This is a genomic window from Planococcus halocryophilus (assembly GCF_022489025.1).
Classification (GTDB): domain Bacteria; phylum Bacillota; class Bacilli; order Bacillales_A; family Planococcaceae; genus Planococcus; species Planococcus halocryophilus_A.
Genome location: NZ_JAKVTG010000006.1, coordinates 186,494 through 209,618, shown reverse-complemented (window position 1 = coordinate 209,618; position 23,125 = coordinate 186,494). Strand labels below are relative to the sequence as shown.

The following is a 23,125-nucleotide window of genomic DNA, read 5'->3' as shown; positions in this document are numbered from 1 at the left end:
AATTTTAAAGATAAGGTAAATCGATTGATTTGCATACCCTATAGAGGTATATTATAGTGAGAAACATGAGGGGAGAATCTTCAGATGAGTGAATTAATCGAAGAAACCTTTGCATTAGACAATAGTTGCCGTAAAAGCCATCATCCTCTCTCTGTAAAAAGGGATTTAACAAATCGACTTAGTCGTGTCGAAGGTCAAATCCGTGGTATAAAAGGTATGGTGGAGAAAGACGTTTATTGTGATGATATTATTACACAACTAGCAGCAACACAGTCAGCATTAAACAGCGTGACAAAAGTTCTTTTAGAAGGTCATTTAAAAGGTTGCGTCAAAGACCGTCTCGAAAATGGCGAAGAAGAAGTGTTAGATGAATTACTCATTACTATTCAAAAAATGATGCGAAAATAATAAGGAGGAATTTCTAATGAAAGAACAAATCAACCTACAAGTAAGCGGCATGTCTTGCCAACATTGTGTGAAGTCTGTCGAAGAAAGCGTTATGGCGTTACCAGGAATTGAAAAAGTAGAAGTATCTTTAGAAAATAATTCTGTCGACGTTGCATACGATGCTTCTGCAGTAGATGTTAACCAAATTGCTGAGGCAATTGAAGATCAAGGATACGATGTTGCGACTTTAAGTGAATAACTGCGGAAACGCGGTTATTTTTTTCACAACTCCATACCCCCTATAGGTATGTAATCTTTAAAAAAGGTGGGAATCACGATGAGCACAAAACAAACGGAAGTAGCAATTACCGGTATGACTTGTGCAGCGTGCGCAAACCGTGTAGAAAAAGGGCTTCAAAAATTGCCCGGCGTCTCAGAAGCAACCGTTAATTTCGCTACAGAAAAAGCCAATGTCGTCTTTGATAGTGATCAAGCATCGATGACAGAAGTACAAAATAAAATCGAACAATTAGGATATGGCGTGCAGCAAGAAGAAATTGATTTTTCCATTCAAGGGATGACTTGTGCCAATTGCTCTGCACGCATCGAGAAAGTATTAAACAAAATGGAAGGTGTTCAACTAGCCAATGTGAATTTGGCGATGGAAACGGGACATGTTTCTTATAATCCTGGAACCGTTACACCTGAAGATTTTGTAAAACGCATTCAATCGCTTGGTTACGACGCAATTCTTGAGCAAGAAAGCGAAGAAGCAACTGATCACAAACAACAGGAAATTAAAAAGAAAACACGCTTGTTCTGGATGTCTGCAGCCCTTTCTTTCCCGCTGCTTTGGACGATGTTTAGTCATTTTTCGTTCACGTCTTGGATGTATGTACCTGAGATTTTGATGAACCCTCTTGTTCAATGGGCATTAGCAACACCGGTTCAATTTATTATTGGTGCGTCTTTCTATAAAGGTGCCTATTTTGCTTTAAAAAATAAATCCGCCAATATGGATGTATTAGTATCACTCGGAACTTCAGCCGCCTATTTCTATAGTGTTTACTTAGTTCTTTCTAATTGGAACACGGGACATACGATGGGCTTGTATTTCGAAACGAGTGCCGTGCTAATTACGTTAATTATTTTAGGGAAAGTTTTTGAAGCACGTGCAAAAGGCCGCTCTTCTGACGCCATTAAAAAGTTAATGAAATTACAACCTCAACATGCACTTGTTGAACGTGGAAATGAATTTGTTAGTTTGCCAATTTCAGAAGTCACAACCGGTGACATCTTGTTGATTAAACCCGGCGCTTCTATTCCCGTTGATGCCGCTGTTTTATCAGGGAATTCAGCAGTCGATGAATCGATGCTAACTGGTGAAAGTTTACCGGTTGATAAAAAGACAGGCGACGCCGTCTTTGCAGCGACCGTCAATTCTAACGGTTCACTTCATGTACGTGCGGATAAAATCGGAAAAGATACCGTGTTATCGAATATCATTCGTGTTGTTGAACAAGCACAAGGCTCTAAAGCACCGATTCAACGACTTGCTGACCAAATTTCCAGTGTCTTTGTTCCAGTCGTTGTCGGGATTGCAGTAGTCACGTTTATCGTCTGGTACTTCTTAGTATCACCTGGAAACTTCCCAGCCGCTCTCGAAAGTACAATTGCAGTTCTCGTAATCGCTTGTCCTTGCGCATTAGGACTAGCGACACCAACGTCTATTATGGCGGGCTCTGGTCGTGCCGCTGAACAAGGCGTATTGTTTAAAACAGCTGAATCGCTTGAAAACACAAAGCATATTGATACGATCGTTTTGGACAAAACAGGCACCATTACAAATGGCCGCCCTGTCGTTACAGATTTCATTCCAGCTGACGGAATCGATTTAACTGTATTAAAAAACTTAGCGGCAAGTGCTGAAAATCAATCTGAACACCCAGTTGCACAAGCCATCTCTGATTATGGCGAAGCAAATTTAGCGGTTAGTCTTTTTGAAGCTGTACCAGGTCACGGTATTCGCGCCACAGTAGACAATCGTCAAGTCGTCATGGGCAACCGTCGTTTGATGGACGGGTTGGCAATCGATGAAGCGCAAGCTACAGCTTTAGAACAAGACGGCAAAACGGTTATGTTCATTGCTGTTGACGGCCGTTATAGCGGGCTCGTTGCTGTTGCCGATACCGTGAAAGAAACGGCTAAACAAGCAATTCAAGAAATGAAAGATATGGGATTACATGTGGTCATGTTAACAGGAGACCAAGAACGCACAGCGATGGCGATCGCAAAACAAGTTGGCATCGACGAAGTATTTGCTGGTGTCTTACCTGCAGAAAAAGCAGATGTTGTTGTTAAACTTCAAGGTCAAGGTAGACATGTCGCTATGGCTGGAGACGGCTTAAACGATGCTCCGGCTTTAGCTAGTGCAGACGTTGGGATGGCTATGGGCACCGGAACAGCTATTGCAATGGAAGCCGCCGACATTACGTTAATGCAAGGCGACTTAATGAGAGTTGTCGACGCGGTTCAAATGAGTCGATTGACCGTTCGAAATATTAAACAAAATTTGTTTTGGGCACTTGCTTATAATACAATCGGTATTCCGATTGCGGCAGTTGGTTTGTTAGCTCCTTGGCTTGCAGGAGCTGCCATGGCATTTAGTTCCGTATCAGTTGTCATGAACGCTTTACGTTTACAACGTGTTAAATTAAATAAATAATTATTTTTTATGAGGACCAGAAATGGTCCTCTTAATTTGCAGAAAAAAGAATGCTTACTCATTTTTTTGTATGTATATGGGATTCTCCACACCTAGTGGACGCTTTCCGCGGACTCCGCGCTGAGCCTCCTCGTCGCAAGCTCCTGCGGGGTCTCACCACTTCGTTTTTCCGCTGGAGTCGCCACTAGGTGCTCCGAATCCTAGAGTGAGTAGAGGAAAAAACTTTTCATAAGTTACTTTTATGATGAAGCGTACTAAAGAATCTTACTTTGTTTGTAGCAAGAAGCCTTCAATTGGGTTGGCCACGAAGCCTCCTGTGGGAGCAGCGAAGCGACGAAAGCTGAAGACCCCGCAGGAATAGCATTGGCCGAAGCCTGCGAGGACAAGCTTTTGCGACGAAGCTAGCGCAGCGATGCAGGAGCATGGGTTTTCAGTGACGAGGAGGCTGAAGCTGAGCCCACGGAAAGCGAAGTGGCCAGCCCAGTTGAAGAATATGCATCACTATTCAGTTTAATAAGACTTTGTCTCCAGTCTAAGAGGACCAGAAATGGTCTTCTTTTTTCTGGTCATTGTTCTACTTAAGAAACAAAGGTAAAATGAGGACATATTCTTTTCAGAAAGTAGGAATTCTTCATTATGAAAAAAACCATCTTACTGCTGATGTCCGTTCAGTTTTTTGTGTACTTAGGATTCGGCATTATTATCCCTATTTTACCTGAAGTCATTGTGCAACAAGGTTACTCGGAGATCCATGTTGGCGGATTAATCACCATCTATGCTTTGTCTTCTTTTTTCACTGCGCCTTTATGGGGGAAACTATCCGATAACACCGGTCGCAAGAAACTAATACTCGTTGGATTAGCTGGCTTTAGTTTAAGCTTTTTCTTATTTTCATTGTTTCTTGATAATTTAATGTTGTTGTATTTTTCACGCATCGTAGGTGGTCTATTTTCCGGTGCACTTTACACCGCTGTAACGGGGTATGTAGCAGATATCACTTCGAATGAAGATCGCAATAAATACATGGGCTTTCTTGGTATGTCGATTGGCTTAGGGTTTATTTTCGGACCTGCTATAGGTGGTTTGCTAGGATCGATTTCCTTGTCGTTGCCATTTACGACTTCTGCAGTACTCGTTTTGTTGTTAATGGGTTATGCGAGTCTTGTGTTAAAAGAACCTGTTCGTAAAGGCGAAGCTGTAAAACGTGCCCTTTTACCACAAGGCTCGAGTACACTTTGGCAGTTCCGCATTCGCTATTTGTTTTTAATGTCCTTTATGGTGACTGTTTTACTAGCAGGATTGGAATCAACTTTTCAGTTGTTCCAAATCAAACAAATTAGCATTACCCCACTTCAACTTGGCTACTTGTTTATCGCGAGTGGGTTTGTCGATGCCACCATTCAAGGCGGAGTTGTTCGCCGCATTAAAGATGGTGCCGAAACAAAGTGGATCATGGGCGCACAACTTGTTACCGCTCTAGGGTTATTCCTCCTCCCTTTTACAAACAGTTTGTTTTTTGCCGGTGTTGCACTCAGCATCTTTACTGCCGGAAACGCTTTGTCTCGCACTGCATTAGTGTCGTTAACTTCAAAAGAATCAGGTGGCAAATATGGGACAGCCGCCGGGTTAACTTATTCTATGGATAATCTTGGACGCATTATTGGTCCTCTAGCCTTTACATGGCTCCTCACTATTCAAGCCGGCAGCATTTATTATTTATCTGCAGCACTGGCAATAGCGAGTATATTGTTAATCGTATTGTTTAAAGCTTCTAATAAAACCTTAGCAACGACAAAAAAAGCCAGCGCTTCTGCCTGATAGACAATAGCAGGAGTTCTAGCATGAGCATCGCTTATAGCGGTGTTTTTTTATATTCAAGAATTCATTGTTACTAAAATGACCAGCCAATACACATGAAGAAGTATCGTGAGTGAATAAAGAACATTTACCATCACAAGCGTAAAACGCCAGATGCGGGATTGAATCTTGATGAAAGGTGTGAAGAGAAAGCTAAAAAGACAAAGGGATAAGAAAAGCTTTGTGGCTAGGAGGGCTAAAGGAGAAAGCGATACTAGCAATGGATTCCCTTCATTTATAGCTCCAGTTGAAAGCCCTATGTACGTTAACAAGCCATCTAGGAAATTTAAGATGACTAAGCTCCAAACATATTTTTTTAATGGCGCTGCGGATTTTTCCGAGCTCATAATCTACACCCCCCATTCACTAAGCATAAGTCCTTAGTAATAGGTTACCCAGAAAACATATAGATTAGACACCAAAAGGGGGTATTTTTACATAAATTATTTTAATTTTCAATAAATAAAGAAAATAAACCACAAAAAAACTGAACAACCTGGGGGAACGGTGTCGTTCAGCACATGAAAAGACAATTATATTTTTTGAAGTATAGGCACGGCTTCTTTCATAACTGATGAACGCATCAAATAGCTCGTTAGCGCAATCAAGCAAAGACTACTTGCACCAACCACATATTCTGCAGGCAGCATGTCATATAGCAAACCAAATAATAAATACCCGAGTGGCATCATAGCCATTGCCATAGATTCCAAAATTCCAAAAACACGACCGCGGTATTCTTCTGCCACGTCCTTTTGCATCATGACACCAATCGGCGTGTTAACAAAGACATTGCTGATACCAAAGATCAACATAAGCATAAGGAAATAACCAACTGTTACATTATAAGACATACCAACAATAAGCGGGATACCCATTCCAGCAAGCAAAATAGACATCACCAATATGCCTCTTTTAGCAACCAAGAGCGGAAATCCTACTTCTTTACTGATTGAAAAATAAACAGAAGCTACTAACATCCCTATCGCAATCATGGCTTCAATCATTCCAAAATGTGTTGCTTTGATTTGCAATTGCTGAACCGCAATAAATGGCAATCCAATCATCATTGAAGAAAAAAAGAAGTTTATACCAACAGCCGTCGTCACAATTACCATGATGACACGATTGGATTTTAAGTAAAAAAACCCTTCTTTCATTTCTTTCACCATGGAATTGTTTGATTTGTCACCTTGGTGCTCGGTTCGATTTGTAAAAAGTCTGAAGTTCATCGTGGACTCTAGCAACACAGCTAAAGCATATGCCACTACTTGAATCATTAGAAAAATATTCATCGAAACAAATCCAAATAGAATTCCCCCGACTACAGGACCCCCAATTGCCGCAATTGAAATGGCAGATTGGTTAAAACCCATGGCTCGTTGAATACGATTCGGATCAATCAAGTTGGCAATCGACGAAGAAAACGTGACACTGGTAAACATTGTACTAACAGACAATAGCGCGGTGGTCGTATAAATAGCTGGTAACGACAAACCATTCAGTAACCCGAAAACAAGTAAACCTAACACTGCGATCATGCTGGCCATTTGAGACAGAATGATGATTGCTTTCTTTGAATACTTGTCTGCAACATACCCAGCAAATGGTGATAATATCGACCTTGGCAAAATACTGCAAATTAAATTAATCGCAAAACTAGCAGCTGAACCAGTCAAAGCCAATACATATAAGCTAATACCAAATGCATAAACAGAGCTTCCAAATGTGGATATTAATTTGCTAACTGTAAACGTATACAGATGGTAGGTTGCTTGTTTGATACGCAAATCCCCACTCATTCTTTTTCCCTCCTAAACTAAAGTTTAATTTAATTAAACAAAATATATCACAACTGAATTGACATGACAAGAAAAAGTTTAATATAATTAAACTGAAGAAAAGGTGGATGATTTGATGACTACTTTAGGTGAACGAATTAAGACTTTACGTAAACGAAAAGGGTTAACCTTACAAGCTTTAGCAGGTGATCAATTGACCAAAGGAATGCTTAGTTTAATCGAAAACAACAAAGCGAATCCTTCCATGGAAAGCTTGTCCTATATTGCAGAACAACTAGATATAGATCGCAATGAACTTCTTGAAAGCATGCCGACGCATGAATTGAGAAGCTTATTGGAAAAAATCGAAAAGCTTTATACAAAAGAATTGTTAAGTGATGAATTAATTGCAAAGTATAAAAACATCGTTCAAATCCTAAAGCCCTATCTCGAACAACTTCCTTTCCGGTATGAATCTGCGAGACTCTTTGAAATTTACGGATATTGCAGTTACCACTCAAAACAACACGGATGGGAAGAAGTGTTGAAAAAGGCAGAAGAAATATACGAAAGCTTGCATATGATCAATCAAAGTGCGGACCTTCACATTTTCAAAGCAATGATGGCTTTTACAGAACATCGCTATAAAGAAGCGTTAACTTCGATTCAAGCCTCAAGAAAGACATTTGAAGAACGGACTGGGGTTTTGGATCCTTTGAAAAAATTGGACTTTGATTATTACGAGTCGATTCTTTATTCCGCTATAGGAGATGGGGAAAACGCTAAGCGCTTAATGGAAGAGGCGATTCAATACTCCAAAGAGCATCAAGTGTTTTATCGAATTGATGCCCTTTATCGTCTCGCAGGTTTTCAAGCCATGTTGGAAGAGGATGTAGTAAGAAAAGATTATTACATTTCGAAACTTCACTTGTTTGCGGATTTTACGGACGACGATGAGGTGAGCGCCTTCGCTGATGCGATTGAAGTGCATTATTTAAATTCTTTTGCTCACGACTACCATGCGGCTCTTGCTTTGATTGATGAAAACTTAGCAAAGTATCCAGAAGACAAGATCTTTATGTTTACTTTAGAAAAAGGAAAAGCTTTATACGGTCTCGGACAATTTGAAGAAGCGTTGGTGTGGCTGCAAAAGCACGAGCTTTGGGAATTCCTACACCACCCTTATGATTTGTCGTTGCATTATGAAAAAGATGCCTATATGGCACTCATTTACTTAGAGCTCGGCGACAAGGTGCTTGCAATAAAACACGCTACGATTGCGAAAGACTTGATCAAATCTATGCCCGACTTCCCTTATAAAACGTTTATATTAGCAGTGCACAAAAAAGTAATGGCATAACAAAAGCCCGTCACATTGAGTGACGAGCTTTTTCTTTTACATGATAACGATAGTAAATTTCATAAAACTCTAAGAAGTGATCCCAATCTTTTTCAAACTCTGGTTGAATGCAAGAGACTTGAAACAATTCCTGCGCTTTTAAATAGCTACTTGCTGAATGTAACTCAAAACCCGAAAGATGGGCATCTTCAACAAGAAAACGAATATCCTCTACTGCCTGAAAAGTTCGAGCGGTTGGATAACCCATCGCTAAGGTTGGCCAGTCTTTTGTATCTTCTTGCAATTTATTGATACGCTGATTTAATAGTTCATAGCGAACTGGATATGCCTTTAATGCATGGTGTAAACTTTCCAGTAAACTCGCAGAAAATGTAAACGGGATGTCTGTCGCATAGAGTCCAAGATCTAAATAGCTAGGCATATTATCGTCTGGCTCAATTTCATGATTAGCAAAAACAATGGCGACACCACTCATAGTGCCGAGCGCCTTGCCACTTGTGGCGGTTGCGAGCCAAACGTCTTCAAGTGAAAATGGCACTGCCCCAAAACTACTGATGCAATCCAAGCAAAGTTTTATGTTTTGCTTCTTGCATATATCAGTGAGTTCGTGAAATTCATTTAATTGCCCAGTAGAAGTTTCCCCATGAACCATGAGTACCCAATGAAAGTCTCCTGTCTCGAGCTGTTCTCCAATTTTTTTAAAATTGAAAGCTTTCCCCCACGATTCTTCCACTACCTCATAATCCAAGTTAACACGCTCCGCCTGTCGAACTAATCGTCTGCCGAATTCACCGTTCACTAAAATCAAACCTTTTGAATTTAGCCGCTTTATTTGCGCGAGCATTGCTTCGTTCGCCAAAGTTCCACTTCCTGCTAATAGATGAGGAGTCATACCTGTCATATCCTCAAGTAAGCGGTCAACTTCCTGCCGTATTTCCCGAAAAGCTGCTGATCGATGAGAAATAGGTGGTTCTTGAAAAGGAGCAGCGAGCTGTTTTGTTAAAGCAACTGGGCCAGGCACAAACAGTCTGCGTTTTGCTTGCAATCTTGCCGCAACAGAATCCATGTATTGGCGACGTGTCGTAACCATTGGGATGAAGATAGCTTCCCCCGTGCCCATTGGTTCTGCAAACGCACGAAATCCAAGCTGGCCATATAGTTTCATTTGACGCGTTGTTCCAGAAATAATAGCTGAATCAAAACCTTGCTCTAAGCAAAAATCAGATAATGCACGAGCTAAAAGGAAAAACACACGTCCGTTACGATGCGCTTTACGTATCGCCAGTAACCGGATTTCGCAAACTTTACCCACATTCGGCAAAAACTCTTCAATCTTCCCGATTTTCAAATCTAATGAAAACGGGCGTTCAGAACGCAACGCAATCATGCCAACCACTTCCATTCCTGACAATACAATTAAATATGTATTTTGTTCATGAAAAGGATCGACACGTGTACCGCTATCATTTGTTTGATGTTGAGGAATTTCTTCCACAAAGGTGTCATAGTTTAAGCGTGCAATTTCAGCATATTCTGCTCTTGTCCGGGCGATTTTGCACCAATACATATTTTCACGCCTCCTTTTCAGCTCCTGAACGCATCTTCTACTTGGTAAAGACTCAAATCGATATCGACAGGTTCCCCAAGTGCTAGTTTTGCCAACTGCGCACCTAAGTACGGACCAGCAGTCAGACCTGAAGCACCCAAACCGTTAGCCGCAAAAAAAGTTGGGTATCCCGGAACTTGACCGATAAACGGCAGTGCACTTGTTGTAGCGGGACGAAAACCAGTTGCAGCCCCTGCCATTTCTGCTTTACCAAGTCCAGGTGCCGCTTCTAAAGTTTTATCAAGAATATGATGAATTCCTGCTGCTGTCAGCTTATCATCAAACCCTACTCCATTTTCATGCGTTGCACCGGCAACAATTTTACCATCCGCAAATGGGACAATATATTGACCATAAGGAACCATAGCAACCGGCCAATCTCCCGTTGCTTGAGATTCAGCACGTAAATGAAGAATTTGGGCTTTTTGTGGCACAATGTCTAAGTCCAATCCCAATGGTTTGAATAACTCTGCTGCCCATGCACCTCCTGTAGAAATAACTCGGTCTGCAATAATTTGTTTACCAGCTACCTTAGCACCAATAACTTGCCCTTCTTCAACCAATAATTCTGCATCTCCCGTTACGCGTTCTGCTCCAAGCTTTACTGCACCCGAAATTAACGCATCTCGAATAGCTCTTCCATCAACCCGAGCCGCTCCACTTACCCAAAGTGCTCCATACTCTTCCGTTGCATAAGGAAAAACTTCTCTTGTTTCTTCTGACGATAACCTTTTAATGTCACCCATTTCAGGCGCATCAACTCTTCGCTCGTATGCTTTTTGTTCCATTTTATCTAATTTACTGTCTTCATGAATGCTAACAATGCCTACTTTTTTATAGCCTGTATCCTCTTCTCCTAAAGCTTCAAGCTCACAAATCAATTCTGGATAATATTTAGCTCCACTTTTGGCTAAATTGTACCAGGCTTTGTTTCTACGTTGAGAGATCCATGGACAGACGATGCCAGCTGCAGCTCCTGTTGCTTGTCCTTTATCGCCACGGTCTATTAAGACGACAGCTGCTCCAGCTTTTGCTGCATGGTATGCAGCAGATGCGCCTAAAATTCCTGAACCAATAATAATTAATGATTTCATGTAAACACCTAGTTTCCAAAAGTCTTGTGACTTCATTCTAATGCAGTGAACCAAGAGACTCAAATTCATTTCTTGAAAAGTGGAATATTGTGGATTATCTTTTAGATTTATGGGGTAAAGCTATATTACTGTTTTTCTCGTTACTAAGAATTTCCACCAGTCGAAAAGAATCAAATCTCTAAATAAATGATTAAAAATTCTAAAATACGGGTAAACATTCATGATGACCTTTTTTAAAAAAGTAAAAAGGAGCTGAGCTTGATGAACAAGAAAGCATTATTTATTTCGGATCATGGCGATCCTTTAGCTAAGCTCGGTGGTAAGCAATCGGGCGGCCAAAACAATTATGTTAAGCAATTAGCACTCGCATTAGAAAATAAAGGTTGGCAAGTTGATGTCGCTACGCATTGGTGTGATTCTTCAGCACCTCAAATAGAAACGTTCGGAGCTAAGTGTCGTGTTATAAGATTAGAAGCTGGACAAAAAGGCTTTGTATCAAAGGATGAAATGTATTCTATGCTTCCAGCATTTTATAAAGAATTGAAAACCACGTTAAATGTAGCGTCTTACGATATTGTTCACACCCATTATTGGTTATCGGGCTTAATCGGAAAAAAATTAAAAAAAGAATTTGGATTGCCTTATGTCCACACAACCCATTCACTTGCTTGGGCAAAAGAACGGGCAACAGGTGTTCATGACCAACGTCGGATAAATGCAGAAAAAGCAATTTTGAAAAACACAGATCACGTAATAGCAACAACTAAAAACGAAAAACAATTAATCGAATCTCATATAAACTCACCTTCTTCTATTCAAGTTATTCCAATTGGAGTAGATGAAGCGTTTAAAGTACGTGGCAATCGAACACATTTACGTAAAAAATTCGGTTACGGTAGCCCCCTCTATGTTTTTGCCGGAAGATTAGAAGTAACAAAAGGCATTTTCACTTTATTAAAAGCTTTCCAATTGTTGGTTGAAAAAAACAAATCTACCGAGACACCTTATTTGGTGCTTGCAGGCGGAGATACTGAAGACTTCGATTCGGAAACAGGATTACCTAAAGACGATAAGCTGCGTAAAGCCATTGAAGGTATCGAAAATCGAGTAAAATTTTTAGGTCCTCAAAGCCAAGAAGAATTGGCTCTATTATTTAATTCGGCTACCGCTACAATTGTGCCAAGTTTCTATGAATCTTTCGGAATGGTAGCTGCAGAAGCACAAGCTTGCGGGAGTCCTGTTATCGCTTCAAATGTGGGCGGATTAAAAAATGTTGTTCAAGATGGCATCTCTGGACTTTTAGTTGAAACGAAAAACGAAATCGATTTAGCTATTGCGATGGATATCTTATCAGCAAACGCATTATTAACAGAGAGATTAAGTCGCCAAGCTGAAAAAATTGCTCGCAAAGACTTTGATTGGGATTCTATTTCTTCTCGCATCAATACATTATATGAGGTGATTATTCATGCACGCAGCAACGCATTTATTAGCAACAGATCTGGACGGGACACTCGTCGGTGATCAAAACAGTTTGCAAACTCTACTGAATTTTTATAACAATCAACCGTACAACGTATCGTTAATTTATATTACTGGCAGGCATTATCAATCTGCTCTATCACTTATCAATGAGGAAAACTTACCGGTTCCTGACGTGCTGATTACAGACGTAGGAACCGCTATTTATATAGGAGAGTCATTAGCACAAGACTTAGTATGGTCACAGCGTTTAAAACAATCATGGATGCCTGAAAAAATAGATGCCATCGCTTGTCAAATTCCTAATTTGGTTTCACAAGAGCTTCCGGTCACAAACCGTTGCTCTTATTATGCGACTGACATTACTGTTGTAGAGGCTTTCCGCGCGGCACTTGATCAAGCAGGAATTTCATACAAATTGATTTACAGCGGTGGACGTGATGTCGATATTCTCCCAGCAGGTAGCGGCAAAGGACAAGCGCTTCAATACATCTTAAATATGTACCAGCTGGATGACGCTAAACTACTAGTAGCTGGCGACTCTGGAAATGATGCAGAGATGCTCACAATGGGCTTTCCTTCTGTTATTGTTGGAAATGCACAACCTGAACTCCTTGAACAACAAAGACATCCTTCTATTTACCGTGCTACAGAAAGTTATGCCGGTGGAATCCATGAAGCTTGGCGTTATTTCTATACGGATTGACCTTGTCCCTTTAAGCATCTCAATTTGTTTAAAGGGGCTTTTTTTGTACAAAGTTCTGGCTTGCGGGGTATTTGTTTGTTTTTTCATCTAGATGGTTTATATTTAGTAGGAAGCCATTTTGTCATACATAAAATTAGGTAATATCAATACACACAACAGGAGGAAATTGAGATGAGCAAAGTTTCGAATTTACAAAAAGAGTCCTTAATCATGTTAAAGGAAACGAGCCGGACCTTTTTCATCCCAATCAGCTTTTTAGATCCTACTTTAAAGAAGACGGTCGGCTCGGCTTATCTTTGTATGCGAGCGATTGATGAAATTGAAGATCATCCAGAAATGGAAGATCAAGCTAAAATCACATTGCTGAGCACGATTCAAACAATGCTGGAAACAAATTTTGATGAAGACGCTTATTTAGAACTCGTTGCACCTTATAAAGAATTTTTACCACCTGTCACGATGCGCTTAGCAGATTGGATTCATGTTTGCCCTGAAGAAATTAGAGGAAAAGTAATGGAATCTACTGCTATTATGGCTGGCGGAATGTCCAAATGGGTTGAAAAAAATTGGGTGATTCAAACAAAAGAAGACTTAGATGAATATACTTACTACGTGGCTGGTCTTGTAGGCACAATGCTTTCAGACATTTGGTACTGGTATGACGGAACGATTACAGACCCAGACCACGCTATTGCCTTTGGTCGCGGACTGCAAGCAGTCAATATGTTGCGTAATTATGATGAAGATTTCGAGCGCGGCGTAACTTTCGTACCCGAAGGTTGGACCCGTGAAGATATGTTCAACTACGCTAAAAACAATTTGGCAAAAGCAGACCTTTATGTAAAGCCGATTAAAAACAAACGGATTTTAATGTTCTGTAAAGTGCCATTGGCATTAGCCCATAGTACGCTCAAAGCATTAAAATCTGGAAAAGAAAAGATGAGTCGCGTAGAAGTTGAAGGCATTGTAGAGCAATTGAAACAAGAAGAACGATTGAGTTAACTGTCTCCAGCCTTATCTTTTAAGAGGCTGGAGTTTTTTGAATCGCTCAATTGTTAAGCATTTCATGCTAATACACTTTCAAATAAACCAGCCGAATTTTCCTTACTAGGTAATGTAGAGAAAAAACTTGTATACCATGAATTTCACGTTAGGAGAATTCCAATGACTGTAACTATTCTCAGCTTTTTAACTGCGTTTATCTTTATTTTGAACGTCCTCCTTGCAGCAGCACTCGTTTTTCTTGAAAGACGCGATGCTTCAAGTACATGGGCTTGGTTATTGGTATTATTCTTTATTCCTATTTTTGGTTTCTTCATTTACTTATTTTTAGGCAGAAGGCTTCGCAAAAAGACACTTTTCAAATGGGAAGGCACAAAACGAGTCGGCATCGAGAGTTTGATTGCTCATCAAATGAATGAACTGCATGATGAGAACTTCGAATTTATAGATCCTGATACAAAAGACTATGCAGATTTGATCTACCTTCACTTGCGTAATAACGGCGCTTTACTGACTGAAGATAATAGCATTCAAATATTCAATGATGGCCGAAAAAAATTCGATGCACTACTTGAGGACATTGAAAAAGCAACTAATCATATTCACGTCCAATATTATATTTTCCGTTTGGATGAACTGGGCACTCGAATTGTGGATGCGTTAACCGCTAAAGCTAAGGAAGGCGTCAGAGTACGTTTGCTTTATGATGATATGGGGTCTCGGAGTTTAAGAAAGCGCCATTTCAAAGAGTTAATCGCTGCAGGAGGAGAAGTTGAAACTTTCTTCCCTTCTATTTTACCTATCATCAACCCACGATTAAATTATCGGAATCACCGTAAAATTGTTGTAATCGATGGACAAATCGGTTATCTCGGTGGCTTTAACGTCGGAAATGAATACATTGGATTAAGCCGCAAATTTGGATATTGGCGGGATACCCATTTGCGTATTGAAGGCAGTGCACTTAATCCTCTGCAGACCCGCTTTATACGCGACTGGAATCAGGCATCTACACGCCATGATATTGCACATGACGAATTTTTCTTTCCCATTAAACCAGCTAAAGGAAACACTTCCATGCAAATTGTTTCTAGTGGTCCTGATGAAGATTGGGAACAGATTAAAGATGGCTATGTAAAACTCATAAACTCTGCAAAAGAATATATTTATGTACAAACTCCTTATTTTATTCCGGATGCCACTTTTTATGATGCCATTCGCATTGCTGCTTTATCTGGAATCGACGTCCGAATTATGATTCCGAATAAACCTGATCATCCGTTTGTTTACTGGGCTACTTACTCATATGTAGGTCAAATGTTAAGAGCTGGAGCACGCATATTCACTTATGAAAATGGCTTTTTGCACACAAAAATGATCGTTACAGACAATAAAGCGTCTACTGTTGGTACCGCTAATATTGATGTGAGAAGCTTCAAATTAAACTTTGAAGTCAATGCATTTATTTACGATCAAAAAGTATCAACAGATCTTGCGGAACTTTTCCACCAAGATATGAAACTTTCAACTGAATTAACCTATGAAATGTACTTACACCGGACCAGTTGGATTAAAACAAAAGAATCTATCGCGCGCTTGTTGGCTCCGATATTATAATTTCCCCCATAGAAAAAGCGTCTTCGTAATTTTTACGAAGACGCTTTTGTGTTTAATTAACCCCTAAATATTCCTCTAGTGTAATACCTTTTTCATAAATTTGCGTAGCTACATCTTTTCCGACATATCGGAAATGCCAAGATTCATACATATACCCCGTAATTTTCTCTTTACCTTCAGGATAACGAAGAATAAATCCATAGTTATGAGCATTAACCGCTAACCACTTGCCACCTTCAGTGTCGCCAAATGAAGCAGAAGCCCAATGCTGTTCTTGCCCAGATTCGCCAATATCAAATGATAATCCGGTTTGATGCTCAGAATATCCAGGTCTCGCACTGTAACGATCCGCCGCTTGTTGGCCATCTTTCGCTACGTAACTTTCGTATAACTGCTTTTGTCGTGCGAAATTACGATACGTACTAAATGCATTTAAGTTAATCCCTACTTTTGCCGCCTCAGCTTTCATTGCTTCAAAAGCTGTGCGCGCTTCTGGCACTTCTCCAGGAGCATACGTGTCGGGAAGCGGATGTTGTTTATTCGCCAACAGCACGCCATTAATGATTGTTGGATCTTTTGGCAATTCCTTATCTTCGCGATATACAGTAGCATCGGTTACTATTTCTTCTGTAAGCTCTTCTGTTACCGGCTTTTCTTCTACTACCTCTTTAGATTCAGGAATTTTTATAACTTGCTCTTTTGGCGCTTCTGTAGCGGGTTCTTCAATTGTCACTGCCTCTATTAATACCTTCATGCTTTGTTGAGCGTCCCAATCATTGATATATAACCAAAGTGCTGCTAGTGCTGCCATAATTGCCGACATACCAATCACCGTCCATTTTATATAAAACTTTTTATTTTTTTGTTTGAATTGATCTAAAAACTTCATCATAAGCCTTCCTTCTATTGATATCTTTCTTATTCTACCATTTCTATGATTGAAATTCTTTGTTAACTCGTGGCATTCCCTTTTAAAATCGGATTAAATTTCAAAATATTTTCAGTGTTAATTTACTGCCTCATCTATATTTTAAAATTAATCTATACACTTACATTAGACCCTAAAAATAAATTTAACTTTCAAAACTAAATACCCCCATAAATTCGATTCTGCTTCGAATAACTGTGTATAAACACCTAAGGAGCTGTCGACAGTGAATCAAATATCAGAAAATGATATTCAAGCATTGATGAGTCAATTGGATACATTACTTGAGGAACGCATGAAAGAAAAATATGAATATACACAAAAAGCACAATCTCTATAAAAGAGATTGTGCTTTTACTTTTAAAAAAGAATAGTTCCTAACACAACAAAGAACAATACGCCAAAAGTGACGGACATCCCGAGCATCCATTTTGCTTCTCTATGCATTCCTTGTGCTTTCATCTGGCGATAGCGGAAGCTATTTGTCATGGCGAAAAGCACAGTCATAAACAGTACAGCCACTTCTAAATAGCCAAATATTAAACAAGTAAGTGAAGTAACACTTAAAAGCGCAATCGTCACTCCTTGCACTAATTTCATATTCATCTAAACATCTCCCATAAAAAGAAAGCCGGCAATAGTTGCCGGCTCCTTATTATTCTTTTTTATCTTCTACTGACTCAAGTGCTTTTTCTGGATGATTCGAATAGAATTTACGACCGATAAAGGTTTGGATAATCAGCAAAATCCCTCCGACTGTCCAGTAAACCGGTAAAGCCGCCATCGATGTAAATGAAATGAACATGATCATAATTGGTGAAATGTAAATAAACAATTTCATCTGTTTTTGTTGTTGTTCTGGCATCGTCCATAATGACACTTTTGCTTGGAAGAAATAAACTGCTCCAGCAATCAAAGTCATGATGATATCTGGTGAACCTAGACTAAACCACAAGAATTCGTGGGCTTGAACATCCGGTGAGTGCAAAATGGCAAAATACAGACCCATAATGATCGGCATTTGGATAACGACAGGCAAACATCCCATGTTCAATGGGTTTACTTCATGCTTTTTGTATAGCCCCATCATTTCCTGTTGCAACTTCATTTGTTCTTCTTTGTCTTTTGTTTCCTTCAGTCGTTTTTGAATACCTTCCATCTCAGGACGCATCGCATCCATTTTGACTTTCATACCTTGCTGACGTTTGTATGTACGCAGCATGAACGGCATTAATACTAAACGAATAATAATGGTAATGACCACAATCGCTAAGCCATAACTTCCTCCAAACAAGTCACCTAAATAATTCAATGACACGTCAAATGGTTTAACAAAAATCGTATAAAACATACCTTCTTTGTTTTCTACAGCAGAACAGCCACTCAACAAAACAACGGCTAATGCCATCATCATTAATAATGTAATTTTCTTTTTCAATTTAGTCACCTTCGCCTTTTTTAACTACTATGAAGTATAACGATAAGCAGAACAAAATTCAATCCATGGAGAGAAGACGAATAAAGTTTTTAATTTTTGTGACAAAATTACGGCATTCCTAAACAGAACAGCGATAAAAAAAGTCGAAAAGAAAAGGAGAATTTCTTCTCCTTACTTAGCGTTTGGCAATGTATAACGGAAATACGGAATGTGCTGACTGTCACGAAATTGCTTTGGTGTGACTTCCGTATACTTTTTAAAGATACGCGTAAAATAACTTTGATTGCAGAAATGAAATTGCTTCGAAATCTCTGAAATGCCTTTATCCGAATGGCGAAGGTAGTATTGTGACTCTTCTACTCGGCGCACATTCAAATATTCAACAAGTGTAATGCCTGCATGCTCTCTAAAGATACGTGACAAATGACTTGTTGAGATATTGAAATGTTTAGCAATTTCTTCGACCGATAAATCGCGCTCTACTTCATCGTTAATGTAAATCACAACTTTATTGACCGTTTGATGACCAAAAGAAGGTTGCTTGCGTTCAGAAATAATCGATACAAAAAACTCAATCAACTCGTCTGCAACAAACATAAATTCTGAATCATTCATATGCTTATCTACTAACTCTACACAAGCAGAGTTAAAAGCAAATGCTTTTTTTGGTGGAACGCGCATTTCATAAAGTTTTCTCGCCATAACAGAAGATAAGATGATGTAATAATTACGAATAGATCGAATGATATCTTTTTCCGAACGAAGGGACAACATATCGATTAACTCTCTTAACGTCTCTTTCGCACGCTCTTTTTCAAGGTGATGAATTTCGTACATTAATTGTGTTTCAACTTCAAAAAATTTATCCAAACCATCAATTTGGTTTAAATTTTCTGTTTCATTCATGAAAATTTTTGAAATGGTTTCTTGAATAGTTGGCGCAGTGATAATATTCATGGTTTCCCCGTCTTTCTTTGTACAAGTTTTTCCGACATTATCTCAACTATATACTGAAATAAGACGAAATAATAGAGTAAAACTGCTATTTTTGTATTTTTTTTGTGTCATTTGCTCTATGCACAAAACTTTATCCATATGCCTTCAGTAATGTTTTAATACAAAATTTATACTATATAAGACGATTTCAATGAAAAAAAGTTTCATTATTACTTCATAAAACTTAATTTTAACAGGAAAACAAAACAAACCCTAGTAAACAGACTGCTGGCTCTACCTTCTTTGCGATTCTTATATGGAGCGTTGAGAAAAGACTATAGTTATTCGTCTTTATCCGGTGGAATGAGTGCACGGATATGACGAGGTAAGATGTCAATAACAAACGGAGTTGTACAACCTTCATCTCCATCAATATTACTGGATAAAGGTTCGTTTGTTTTGATAGATACTTTCGTAGTTTGAACTACTTCGACAGCTGGATCTTCTTCCAGTTTCCCTCTGATGACCGAAGTCGCAATTCGAAGAAATTCAGGTAATGCTGCATTTTTCACGATATAAAGATGGAGCAACCCATCATCTGTTAAAGCTTCTGGCGCTAGCTTTTCAAAACCACCTACTGAATTAGTCAATGCGACTAATATCAATTTCGCTTTACCTGACCATATTCCATGGTCATGTTCGACTTCAAAATACGTTTCAGTATCAGCAGAAATCGCTTTTACACCTTCGATAAAATAAGCTAATGCTCCTAATTTAGTCTTTTTCTCCGGGTCTACGTCATATGTGGATTCGGCTACATCTCCGATTGCCAATATATTCATAAAGTAGTGTTCTCCAACTTTAGCAATATCCACTCTTTTTTCATAACCTGTTTTGAGTGCTTCGATTGCTTCTGGTGGATCTAAAGAAATTCCTAAAGCGCGCGCAAAATCATTTACAGTGCCAAGAGGGATTAATGAAAACAAAGGCTCGTGCGGCTGTTCCGCTATCCCTGATACTGCTTCGTTAATTGTGCCATCGCCTCCCATTGCTACGATAAAATCATATTCTTTTTCACAAGCTTCTGCTGCAAAATTCGTAGCATCTTTCTTTTTTTCTGTCTCTCTTGTATCCACTTCGTATCCCATTGAGGCAAGCGTCTCTTCAACTTGTCCGCGGTACTCAGAAGCTCGTTCTTTTCCCGACGATGGATTTAATATAAACATAGCTTTTTTCATCATAAGACCTCCGATGGTATAATATAAGCAACTATAGCTGTCTTTCCCCCTACATTAGGGTGAACAAACCCGAAAAACTGCAATTTGTTTAAGAAAGTAGGAACTGCCTTGCGTATTTTCATTTACCTTATTATCTTTTTTTCTTTCTTTGACTTGTTTGCTCAACTTCCCATTATCAGTCCCTACGCGGTATCGTTAGGCGCCAGTCCTTTTATCGCCGGATTAGCGGTCGGTATGTATTCGTTATCTAATACATTTGGCAATATCATTTCAGGAATTTTTTCAGATCGTAAAGGTCCATTTGCTATTTTAGTAATTGGCTTATTATCAACAAGTGTTACGCTGTTTACCTATTCGTTAATTGATGGACCCTATAGTTTGTTGGCGGTGAGATTTCTTCATGGTCTAGCAGCTGGATTAACAGTTCCCGCTGCTTTTACATACTTAGCCAACCGAACAAAATCGGACAAGCGTGGTAAAGAATCCGCATTATCTGGTGCATTTATTGGCTTAGCGGCAATTCTTGGACCTGCTTACGGAGCCATTTATACAAGTCGGAATAGCGTTCCAGAAACGATGCTCATAACTGGAGTCTTGATTTTTTCTATTGGCATCGCCGCGTTTTTACTATTGCGCCGAACACTTATAAAAAAACAAAGCACTACTAAAAACTCCGTTTCTTTAACGGATGTCTTGAAAAACACCGGCTTACTTCGTTCATTTTCAGGGGCCTTTTTCTTGATGTTCTCACAAGGGGTTTTAGCTTATATGCTTCCTCTTAAAGTTGAAGCGCTCGGTTTAGACTCTCAACTCAGCGGTTTATTGTTAAGTGCATTCGGAATTTCTGCTATATTGGTATTCTTGCTTCCCATTAATCGAATTTTTGACCTTGTTAAACCGATATACACGTTAATCGCAGGATTTACTGTCATGGGTACTTCTTTGTTTTACTTAAGCGTTGTATCAACTGAAATTTTACTGTATATCGGCATGTCCACCTATGGAATAGGCTTTGCCTTATTGTTTCCTTCAATCAATTCTATTTTGATTGATTCAACTAGTACCACTTCTCGCGGACGTTCTTACGGTTATTTTTACGCATTTTTCTCCGCTGGTGTAGTTGTCGGTTCGGGTATCACCGGCGCTTTAGCATTAAATTCCAATCAAGGATTTATCGTTAGTGGCTCCCTATTGCTTATGGCAGCCTTAACAAATGGGCTAACTTCTAAAAAAAATTAGTAGCAAAAAAGGATGGTCAGGGACCATCCTTTTCCTTATAAATTATCTGTATTTATTTTGTTTTCAGGAGTTGCTGAATCGGTATTTTCAGCCTTTTCTTCGCTGACATCATTTGATGATAGTTTTACATCTTCTGATTCTGTGTCTTTACTTTTTTGTTGTTGCTCGTTGTAATACTGAATAGTTGTTGTTGCTCCACCTTCTGCAACCATGTCCTCTTGAGGATCTTGTAAACTGTCTGATGCTTCATCGGCATTTGAATTTGTATTTCCTGTCTTATCTAGATTTTGTGATTCCATATAAGAATTCACCTTCACTTTCGCATCATTAAAAGCCTTTGTGGCTTTTTCACGGTTTTCAGGGTTTTTGAAATATGCATATGCTCCTGCAGCTAAACCTGCCATTAGGAGACCTCTTCCTCTTGCCATTTTGCAGCACTCCTTTTTCTGTTTTTCATATTTGTTTAATACTCAATGTTTACCCTAATACTTATTCTGTTAATCCTTTTTTATATGTCAAAACCATTACATTTAAACACGAGTCCACTTCATATCTACATGCGGAATTCCGTCTTCATCATAGCTTTCTGAAATCGGCTGGAAACCAAAAGATTGATAGAATTCCTTCAAGTAAACTTGTCCTTGTAGTTTAATCGCTTCGGCATGCCATTCATTTGAAATATAATCAATGCTACGCTCTAATAACTCTTTTGCTAAACCACGCCCTCGGGCGTCTTCATGTACAATTACACGGCCTATAGAAGGTACTTCATATTTAACACCCGCCGGCACCAAACGGGCATAGGCTAACAAATCCCCCTTTTCGCTACACAAAAGGTGAACCGACTGTTGATCTAAACCGTCTAGTTCCGGATAAGGGCAGTTTTGTTCAACTACAAACACATCAACACGCAACTTAAGCACCTCATATAGTTTTCTTGCGCTTAAATCGTCAAACTGATACATCTTCCATTCCATCTTACAGCCCCCTTTTGTTGTTACTTATTCTACATTAGTGGCTATTCACCTCTTTTTTTGGTATGATTGCATAAAGAATTCTAGAGGTGATTGCATGATTCGCAACGGTACATCCGCAGATATCGCATCTGTTCAGGAAATTGCCAAAATTAGTTGGAATGACACCTACGCTGGAATCATTCCCTCAACTGTCCAAGAAAGTTTTCTAGATAAATCATATTCTACTCCAATGATGGAGATGCGTTTAAAGAGAACGATTATATTGCTCGCAGAACACGAAGGAGAGCCTGTTGGTTTCGCCAATTTCACGAAAGTTGACGAAGACGGTGATGCTGAACTAATTGCCATTTATATGAAGCCAGAATTTCAGCGTTCAGGTTACGGCAAGCAATTGTTCACGACTGGCTTAAGCCATTTACTTAACGGCAATCAACTATTTGTTTATGTTGAATGTGAAAATAGAAAAGGCCGTAACTTCTATGAATCAAATGGCTTTAAATTTCTAGAAGAATTCGAAGAATTATTCGAAGGACATCCTTTGCAAACAGCCAAATATGTTTACGATTTAAAAACCGCTACCTTATAGGTAGCGGTTTTTGTAAACTGTCGAGAAAGACCCGAATAACCGTATTTCCCGAAGCTTATCGCTCGCTTTCCGTGGGGCGGACATCGAGCCTCCTCGTTCGCTGACGCTCTCTGCGGGGTCTCTCAAGCCCGCCATTCCCACAGGAGTCGAGCAACCGCTTCTCCAA

General features: G+C 39.4%; 22 protein-coding genes. 11 read left to right on the top strand and 11 right to left on the bottom strand.

Annotated elements, in window-relative coordinates:
• The first annotated feature begins 84 nt into the window (after positions 1-84).
• The 4 genes from MLE13_RS09660 (at position 85) to MLE13_RS09645 (ending at position 4,930) form a co-directional block, all read left to right on the top strand.
• A complete protein-coding gene (locus MLE13_RS09660; RefSeq protein ID WP_240749509.1) occupies positions 85-408 on the top strand; it encodes a metal-sensitive transcriptional regulator in 324 nt (107 codons plus the stop codon).
• 16 nt (positions 409-424) lie between these two features.
• Positions 425-646, top strand: a complete 222-nt coding sequence (gene copZ, locus MLE13_RS09655) for a copper chaperone CopZ (protein WP_240749508.1) — start codon at positions 425-427, stop codon at positions 644-646.
• A gap of 78 nt (positions 647-724) precedes the next feature.
• Complete coding sequence (locus MLE13_RS09650; RefSeq protein WP_240749507.1) at positions 725-3,112, top strand: heavy metal translocating P-type ATPase; 2,388 nt, start codon at positions 725-727, stop codon at positions 3,110-3,112.
• Between the two features lie 636 nt (positions 3,113-3,748).
• Positions 3,749-4,930 (top strand): MFS transporter, encoded by a 1,182-nt coding sequence (locus tag MLE13_RS09645; RefSeq protein ID WP_240749506.1) that lies wholly within the window; start codon positions 3,749-3,751, stop codon positions 4,928-4,930.
• A 56-nt stretch (positions 4,931-4,986) separates the two neighbouring features.
• On the opposite strand, the gene MLE13_RS09640 is transcribed toward MLE13_RS09645, so the two are convergent.
• Both MLE13_RS09640 and MLE13_RS09635 read right to left on the bottom strand, forming a co-directional pair.
• A complete protein-coding gene (locus tag MLE13_RS09640; protein ID WP_240749505.1) occupies positions 4,987-5,316 on the bottom strand; it encodes a DUF5658 family protein in 330 nt (109 codons plus the stop codon).
• Between the two features lie 186 nt (positions 5,317-5,502).
• Positions 5,503-6,771 (bottom strand): MFS transporter, encoded by a 1,269-nt coding sequence (locus tag MLE13_RS09635; RefSeq protein ID WP_240749504.1) that lies wholly within the window; start codon positions 6,769-6,771, stop codon positions 5,503-5,505.
• Between the two features lie 115 nt (positions 6,772-6,886).
• Here MLE13_RS09635 and MLE13_RS09630 point away from each other — a divergent pair, with 115 nt between their 5' ends.
• A complete protein-coding gene (locus MLE13_RS09630; RefSeq protein ID WP_240749503.1) occupies positions 6,887-8,110 on the top strand; it encodes a helix-turn-helix transcriptional regulator in 1,224 nt (407 codons plus the stop codon).
• Between the two features lie 10 nt (positions 8,111-8,120).
• Here MLE13_RS09630 and MLE13_RS09625 read toward each other — a convergent pair whose 3' ends face one another.
• Positions 8,121-9,677 carry a GNAT family N-acetyltransferase gene (locus tag MLE13_RS09625; RefSeq protein WP_240749502.1) on the bottom strand — a complete coding sequence of 519 codons (1,557 nt, stop codon included), beginning with the start codon at positions 9,675-9,677 and terminating at the stop codon, positions 8,121-8,123.
• A gap of 17 nt (positions 9,678-9,694) precedes the next feature.
• Positions 9,695-10,810 (bottom strand): NAD(P)/FAD-dependent oxidoreductase, encoded by a 1,116-nt coding sequence (locus MLE13_RS09620; RefSeq protein ID WP_240749501.1) that lies wholly within the window; start codon positions 10,808-10,810, stop codon positions 9,695-9,697.
• A 261-nt stretch (positions 10,811-11,071) separates the two neighbouring features.
• On the opposite strand from MLE13_RS09620, the gene MLE13_RS09615 reads away from it, so the two are divergent.
• From MLE13_RS09615 to cls, 4 genes are all read left to right on the top strand, one after another.
• Complete coding sequence (locus MLE13_RS09615) at positions 11,072-12,334, top strand: glycosyltransferase (protein WP_240749500.1); 1,263 nt, start codon at positions 11,072-11,074, stop codon at positions 12,332-12,334.
• On the top strand, positions 12,279-12,998 hold the full coding sequence (locus MLE13_RS09610) for an HAD-IIB family hydrolase (RefSeq protein WP_240749499.1): 720 nt from the start codon (positions 12,279-12,281) through the stop codon (positions 12,996-12,998). The genes MLE13_RS09615 and MLE13_RS09610 overlap by 56 nt, the downstream gene beginning before the upstream one ends.
• A 171-nt stretch (positions 12,999-13,169) precedes the next feature.
• The gene (locus MLE13_RS09605) at positions 13,170-14,000 is read left to right on the top strand and encodes a squalene/phytoene synthase family protein (RefSeq protein ID WP_240749498.1); all 831 of its coding nucleotides are present in this window, start codon (positions 13,170-13,172) and stop codon (positions 13,998-14,000) included.
• A 162-nt stretch (positions 14,001-14,162) separates the two neighbouring features.
• Positions 14,163-15,617, top strand: coding sequence for a cardiolipin synthase (gene cls / locus MLE13_RS09600; RefSeq protein ID WP_240749497.1), 1,455 nt, complete (start codon positions 14,163-14,165; stop codon positions 15,615-15,617).
• 52 nt (positions 15,618-15,669) lie between these two features.
• On the opposite strand, the gene MLE13_RS09595 is transcribed toward cls, so the two are convergent.
• The 5 genes from MLE13_RS09595 to MLE13_RS09575 form a co-directional block, all read right to left on the bottom strand.
• Complete coding sequence (locus tag MLE13_RS09595) at positions 15,670-16,506, bottom strand: M15 family metallopeptidase (RefSeq protein ID WP_240749531.1); 837 nt, start codon at positions 16,504-16,506, stop codon at positions 15,670-15,672.
• Positions 16,507-16,905: 399 nt separating this feature from the next.
• Positions 16,906-17,151, bottom strand: coding sequence for a hypothetical protein (locus tag MLE13_RS09590; RefSeq protein WP_240749496.1), 246 nt, complete (start codon positions 17,149-17,151; stop codon positions 16,906-16,908).
• 49 nt (positions 17,152-17,200) lie between these two features.
• Positions 17,201-17,983, bottom strand: coding sequence for a membrane protein insertase YidC (gene yidC, locus MLE13_RS09585; protein WP_240749495.1), 783 nt, complete (start codon positions 17,981-17,983; stop codon positions 17,201-17,203).
• A gap of 171 nt (positions 17,984-18,154) precedes the next feature.
• Positions 18,155-18,940 (bottom strand): AraC family transcriptional regulator, encoded by a 786-nt coding sequence (locus MLE13_RS09580; protein ID WP_240749494.1) that lies wholly within the window; start codon positions 18,938-18,940, stop codon positions 18,155-18,157.
• Positions 18,941-19,260: 320 nt separating this feature from the next.
• The gene (locus MLE13_RS09575) at positions 19,261-20,157 is read right to left on the bottom strand and encodes a diacylglycerol/lipid kinase family protein (RefSeq protein WP_240749493.1); all 897 of its coding nucleotides are present in this window, start codon (positions 20,155-20,157) and stop codon (positions 19,261-19,263) included.
• A gap of 108 nt (positions 20,158-20,265) precedes the next feature.
• Here MLE13_RS09575 and MLE13_RS09570 point away from each other — a divergent pair, with 108 nt between their 5' ends.
• The gene (locus MLE13_RS09570; protein WP_240749492.1) at positions 20,266-21,396 is read left to right on the top strand and encodes an MFS transporter; all 1,131 of its coding nucleotides are present in this window, start codon (positions 20,266-20,268) and stop codon (positions 21,394-21,396) included.
• A gap of 35 nt (positions 21,397-21,431) precedes the next feature.
• Here the strand turns inward: MLE13_RS09570 and MLE13_RS09565 are convergent, their stop codons facing one another.
• Together MLE13_RS09565 and MLE13_RS09560 are read right to left on the bottom strand one after the other, a co-directional pair.
• The gene (locus MLE13_RS09565) at positions 21,432-21,800 is read right to left on the bottom strand and encodes a hypothetical protein (RefSeq protein ID WP_240749491.1); all 369 of its coding nucleotides are present in this window, start codon (positions 21,798-21,800) and stop codon (positions 21,432-21,434) included.
• A 126-nt stretch (positions 21,801-21,926) separates the two neighbouring features.
• Positions 21,927-22,373 carry a GNAT family N-acetyltransferase gene (locus tag MLE13_RS09560; RefSeq protein ID WP_240749490.1) on the bottom strand — a complete coding sequence of 149 codons (447 nt, stop codon included), beginning with the start codon at positions 22,371-22,373 and terminating at the stop codon, positions 21,927-21,929.
• Positions 22,374-22,467: 94 nt separating this feature from the next.
• On the opposite strand from MLE13_RS09560, the gene MLE13_RS09555 reads away from it, so the two are divergent.
• Positions 22,468-22,959 carry a GNAT family N-acetyltransferase gene (locus MLE13_RS09555; RefSeq protein ID WP_240749489.1) on the top strand — a complete coding sequence of 164 codons (492 nt, stop codon included), beginning with the start codon at positions 22,468-22,470 and terminating at the stop codon, positions 22,957-22,959.
• The last annotated feature ends 166 nt before the right edge of the window (positions 22,960-23,125 follow it).

Bases quoted from the DNA above. Each gene is read 5' to 3' on its own strand.
- MLE13_RS09660 (WP_240749509.1), top strand. From the start codon at position 85: ATGAGTGAATTAATCGAAGAAACCTTTGCATTAGACAATAGTTGCCGT.
- copZ (WP_240749508.1), top strand. From the start codon at position 425: ATGAAAGAACAAATCAACCTACAAGTAAGCGGCATGTCTTGCCAACAT.
- MLE13_RS09650 (WP_240749507.1), top strand. From the start codon at position 725: ATGAGCACAAAACAAACGGAAGTAGCAATTACCGGTATGACTTGTGCA.
- MLE13_RS09645 (WP_240749506.1), top strand. From the start codon at position 3,749: ATGAAAAAAACCATCTTACTGCTGATGTCCGTTCAGTTTTTTGTGTAC.
- MLE13_RS09640 (WP_240749505.1), bottom strand. From the start codon at position 5,316: ATGAGCTCGGAAAAATCCGCAGCGCCATTAAAAAAATATGTTTGGAGC.
- MLE13_RS09635 (WP_240749504.1), bottom strand. From the start codon at position 6,771: ATGAGTGGGGATTTGCGTATCAAACAAGCAACCTACCATCTGTATACG.
- MLE13_RS09630 (WP_240749503.1), top strand. From the start codon at position 6,887: ATGACTACTTTAGGTGAACGAATTAAGACTTTACGTAAACGAAAAGGG.
- MLE13_RS09625 (WP_240749502.1), bottom strand. From the start codon at position 9,677: ATGTATTGGTGCAAAATCGCCCGGACAAGAGCAGAATATGCTGAAATT.
- MLE13_RS09620 (WP_240749501.1), bottom strand. From the start codon at position 10,810: ATGAAATCATTAATTATTATTGGTTCAGGAATTTTAGGCGCATCTGCT.
- MLE13_RS09615 (WP_240749500.1), top strand. From the start codon at position 11,072: ATGAACAAGAAAGCATTATTTATTTCGGATCATGGCGATCCTTTAGCT.
- MLE13_RS09610 (WP_240749499.1), top strand. From the start codon at position 12,279: ATGCACGCAGCAACGCATTTATTAGCAACAGATCTGGACGGGACACTC.
- MLE13_RS09605 (WP_240749498.1), top strand. From the start codon at position 13,170: ATGAGCAAAGTTTCGAATTTACAAAAAGAGTCCTTAATCATGTTAAAG.
- cls (WP_240749497.1), top strand. From the start codon at position 14,163: ATGACTGTAACTATTCTCAGCTTTTTAACTGCGTTTATCTTTATTTTG.
- MLE13_RS09595 (WP_240749531.1), bottom strand. From the start codon at position 16,506: ATGAAGTTTTTAGATCAATTCAAACAAAAAAATAAAAAGTTTTATATA.
- MLE13_RS09590 (WP_240749496.1), bottom strand. From the start codon at position 17,151: ATGAATATGAAATTAGTGCAAGGAGTGACGATTGCGCTTTTAAGTGTT.
- MLE13_RS09580 (WP_240749494.1), bottom strand. From the start codon at position 18,940: ATGAATATTATCACTGCGCCAACTATTCAAGAAACCATTTCAAAAATT.
- MLE13_RS09575 (WP_240749493.1), bottom strand. From the start codon at position 20,157: ATGAAAAAAGCTATGTTTATATTAAATCCATCGTCGGGAAAAGAACGA.
- MLE13_RS09565 (WP_240749491.1), bottom strand. From the start codon at position 21,800: ATGGCAGGTTTAGCTGCAGGAGCATATGCATATTTCAAAAACCCTGAA.
- MLE13_RS09560 (WP_240749490.1), bottom strand. From the start codon at position 22,373: ATGGAATGGAAGATGTATCAGTTTGACGATTTAAGCGCAAGAAAACTA.
- MLE13_RS09555 (WP_240749489.1), top strand. From the start codon at position 22,468: ATGATTCGCAACGGTACATCCGCAGATATCGCATCTGTTCAGGAAATT.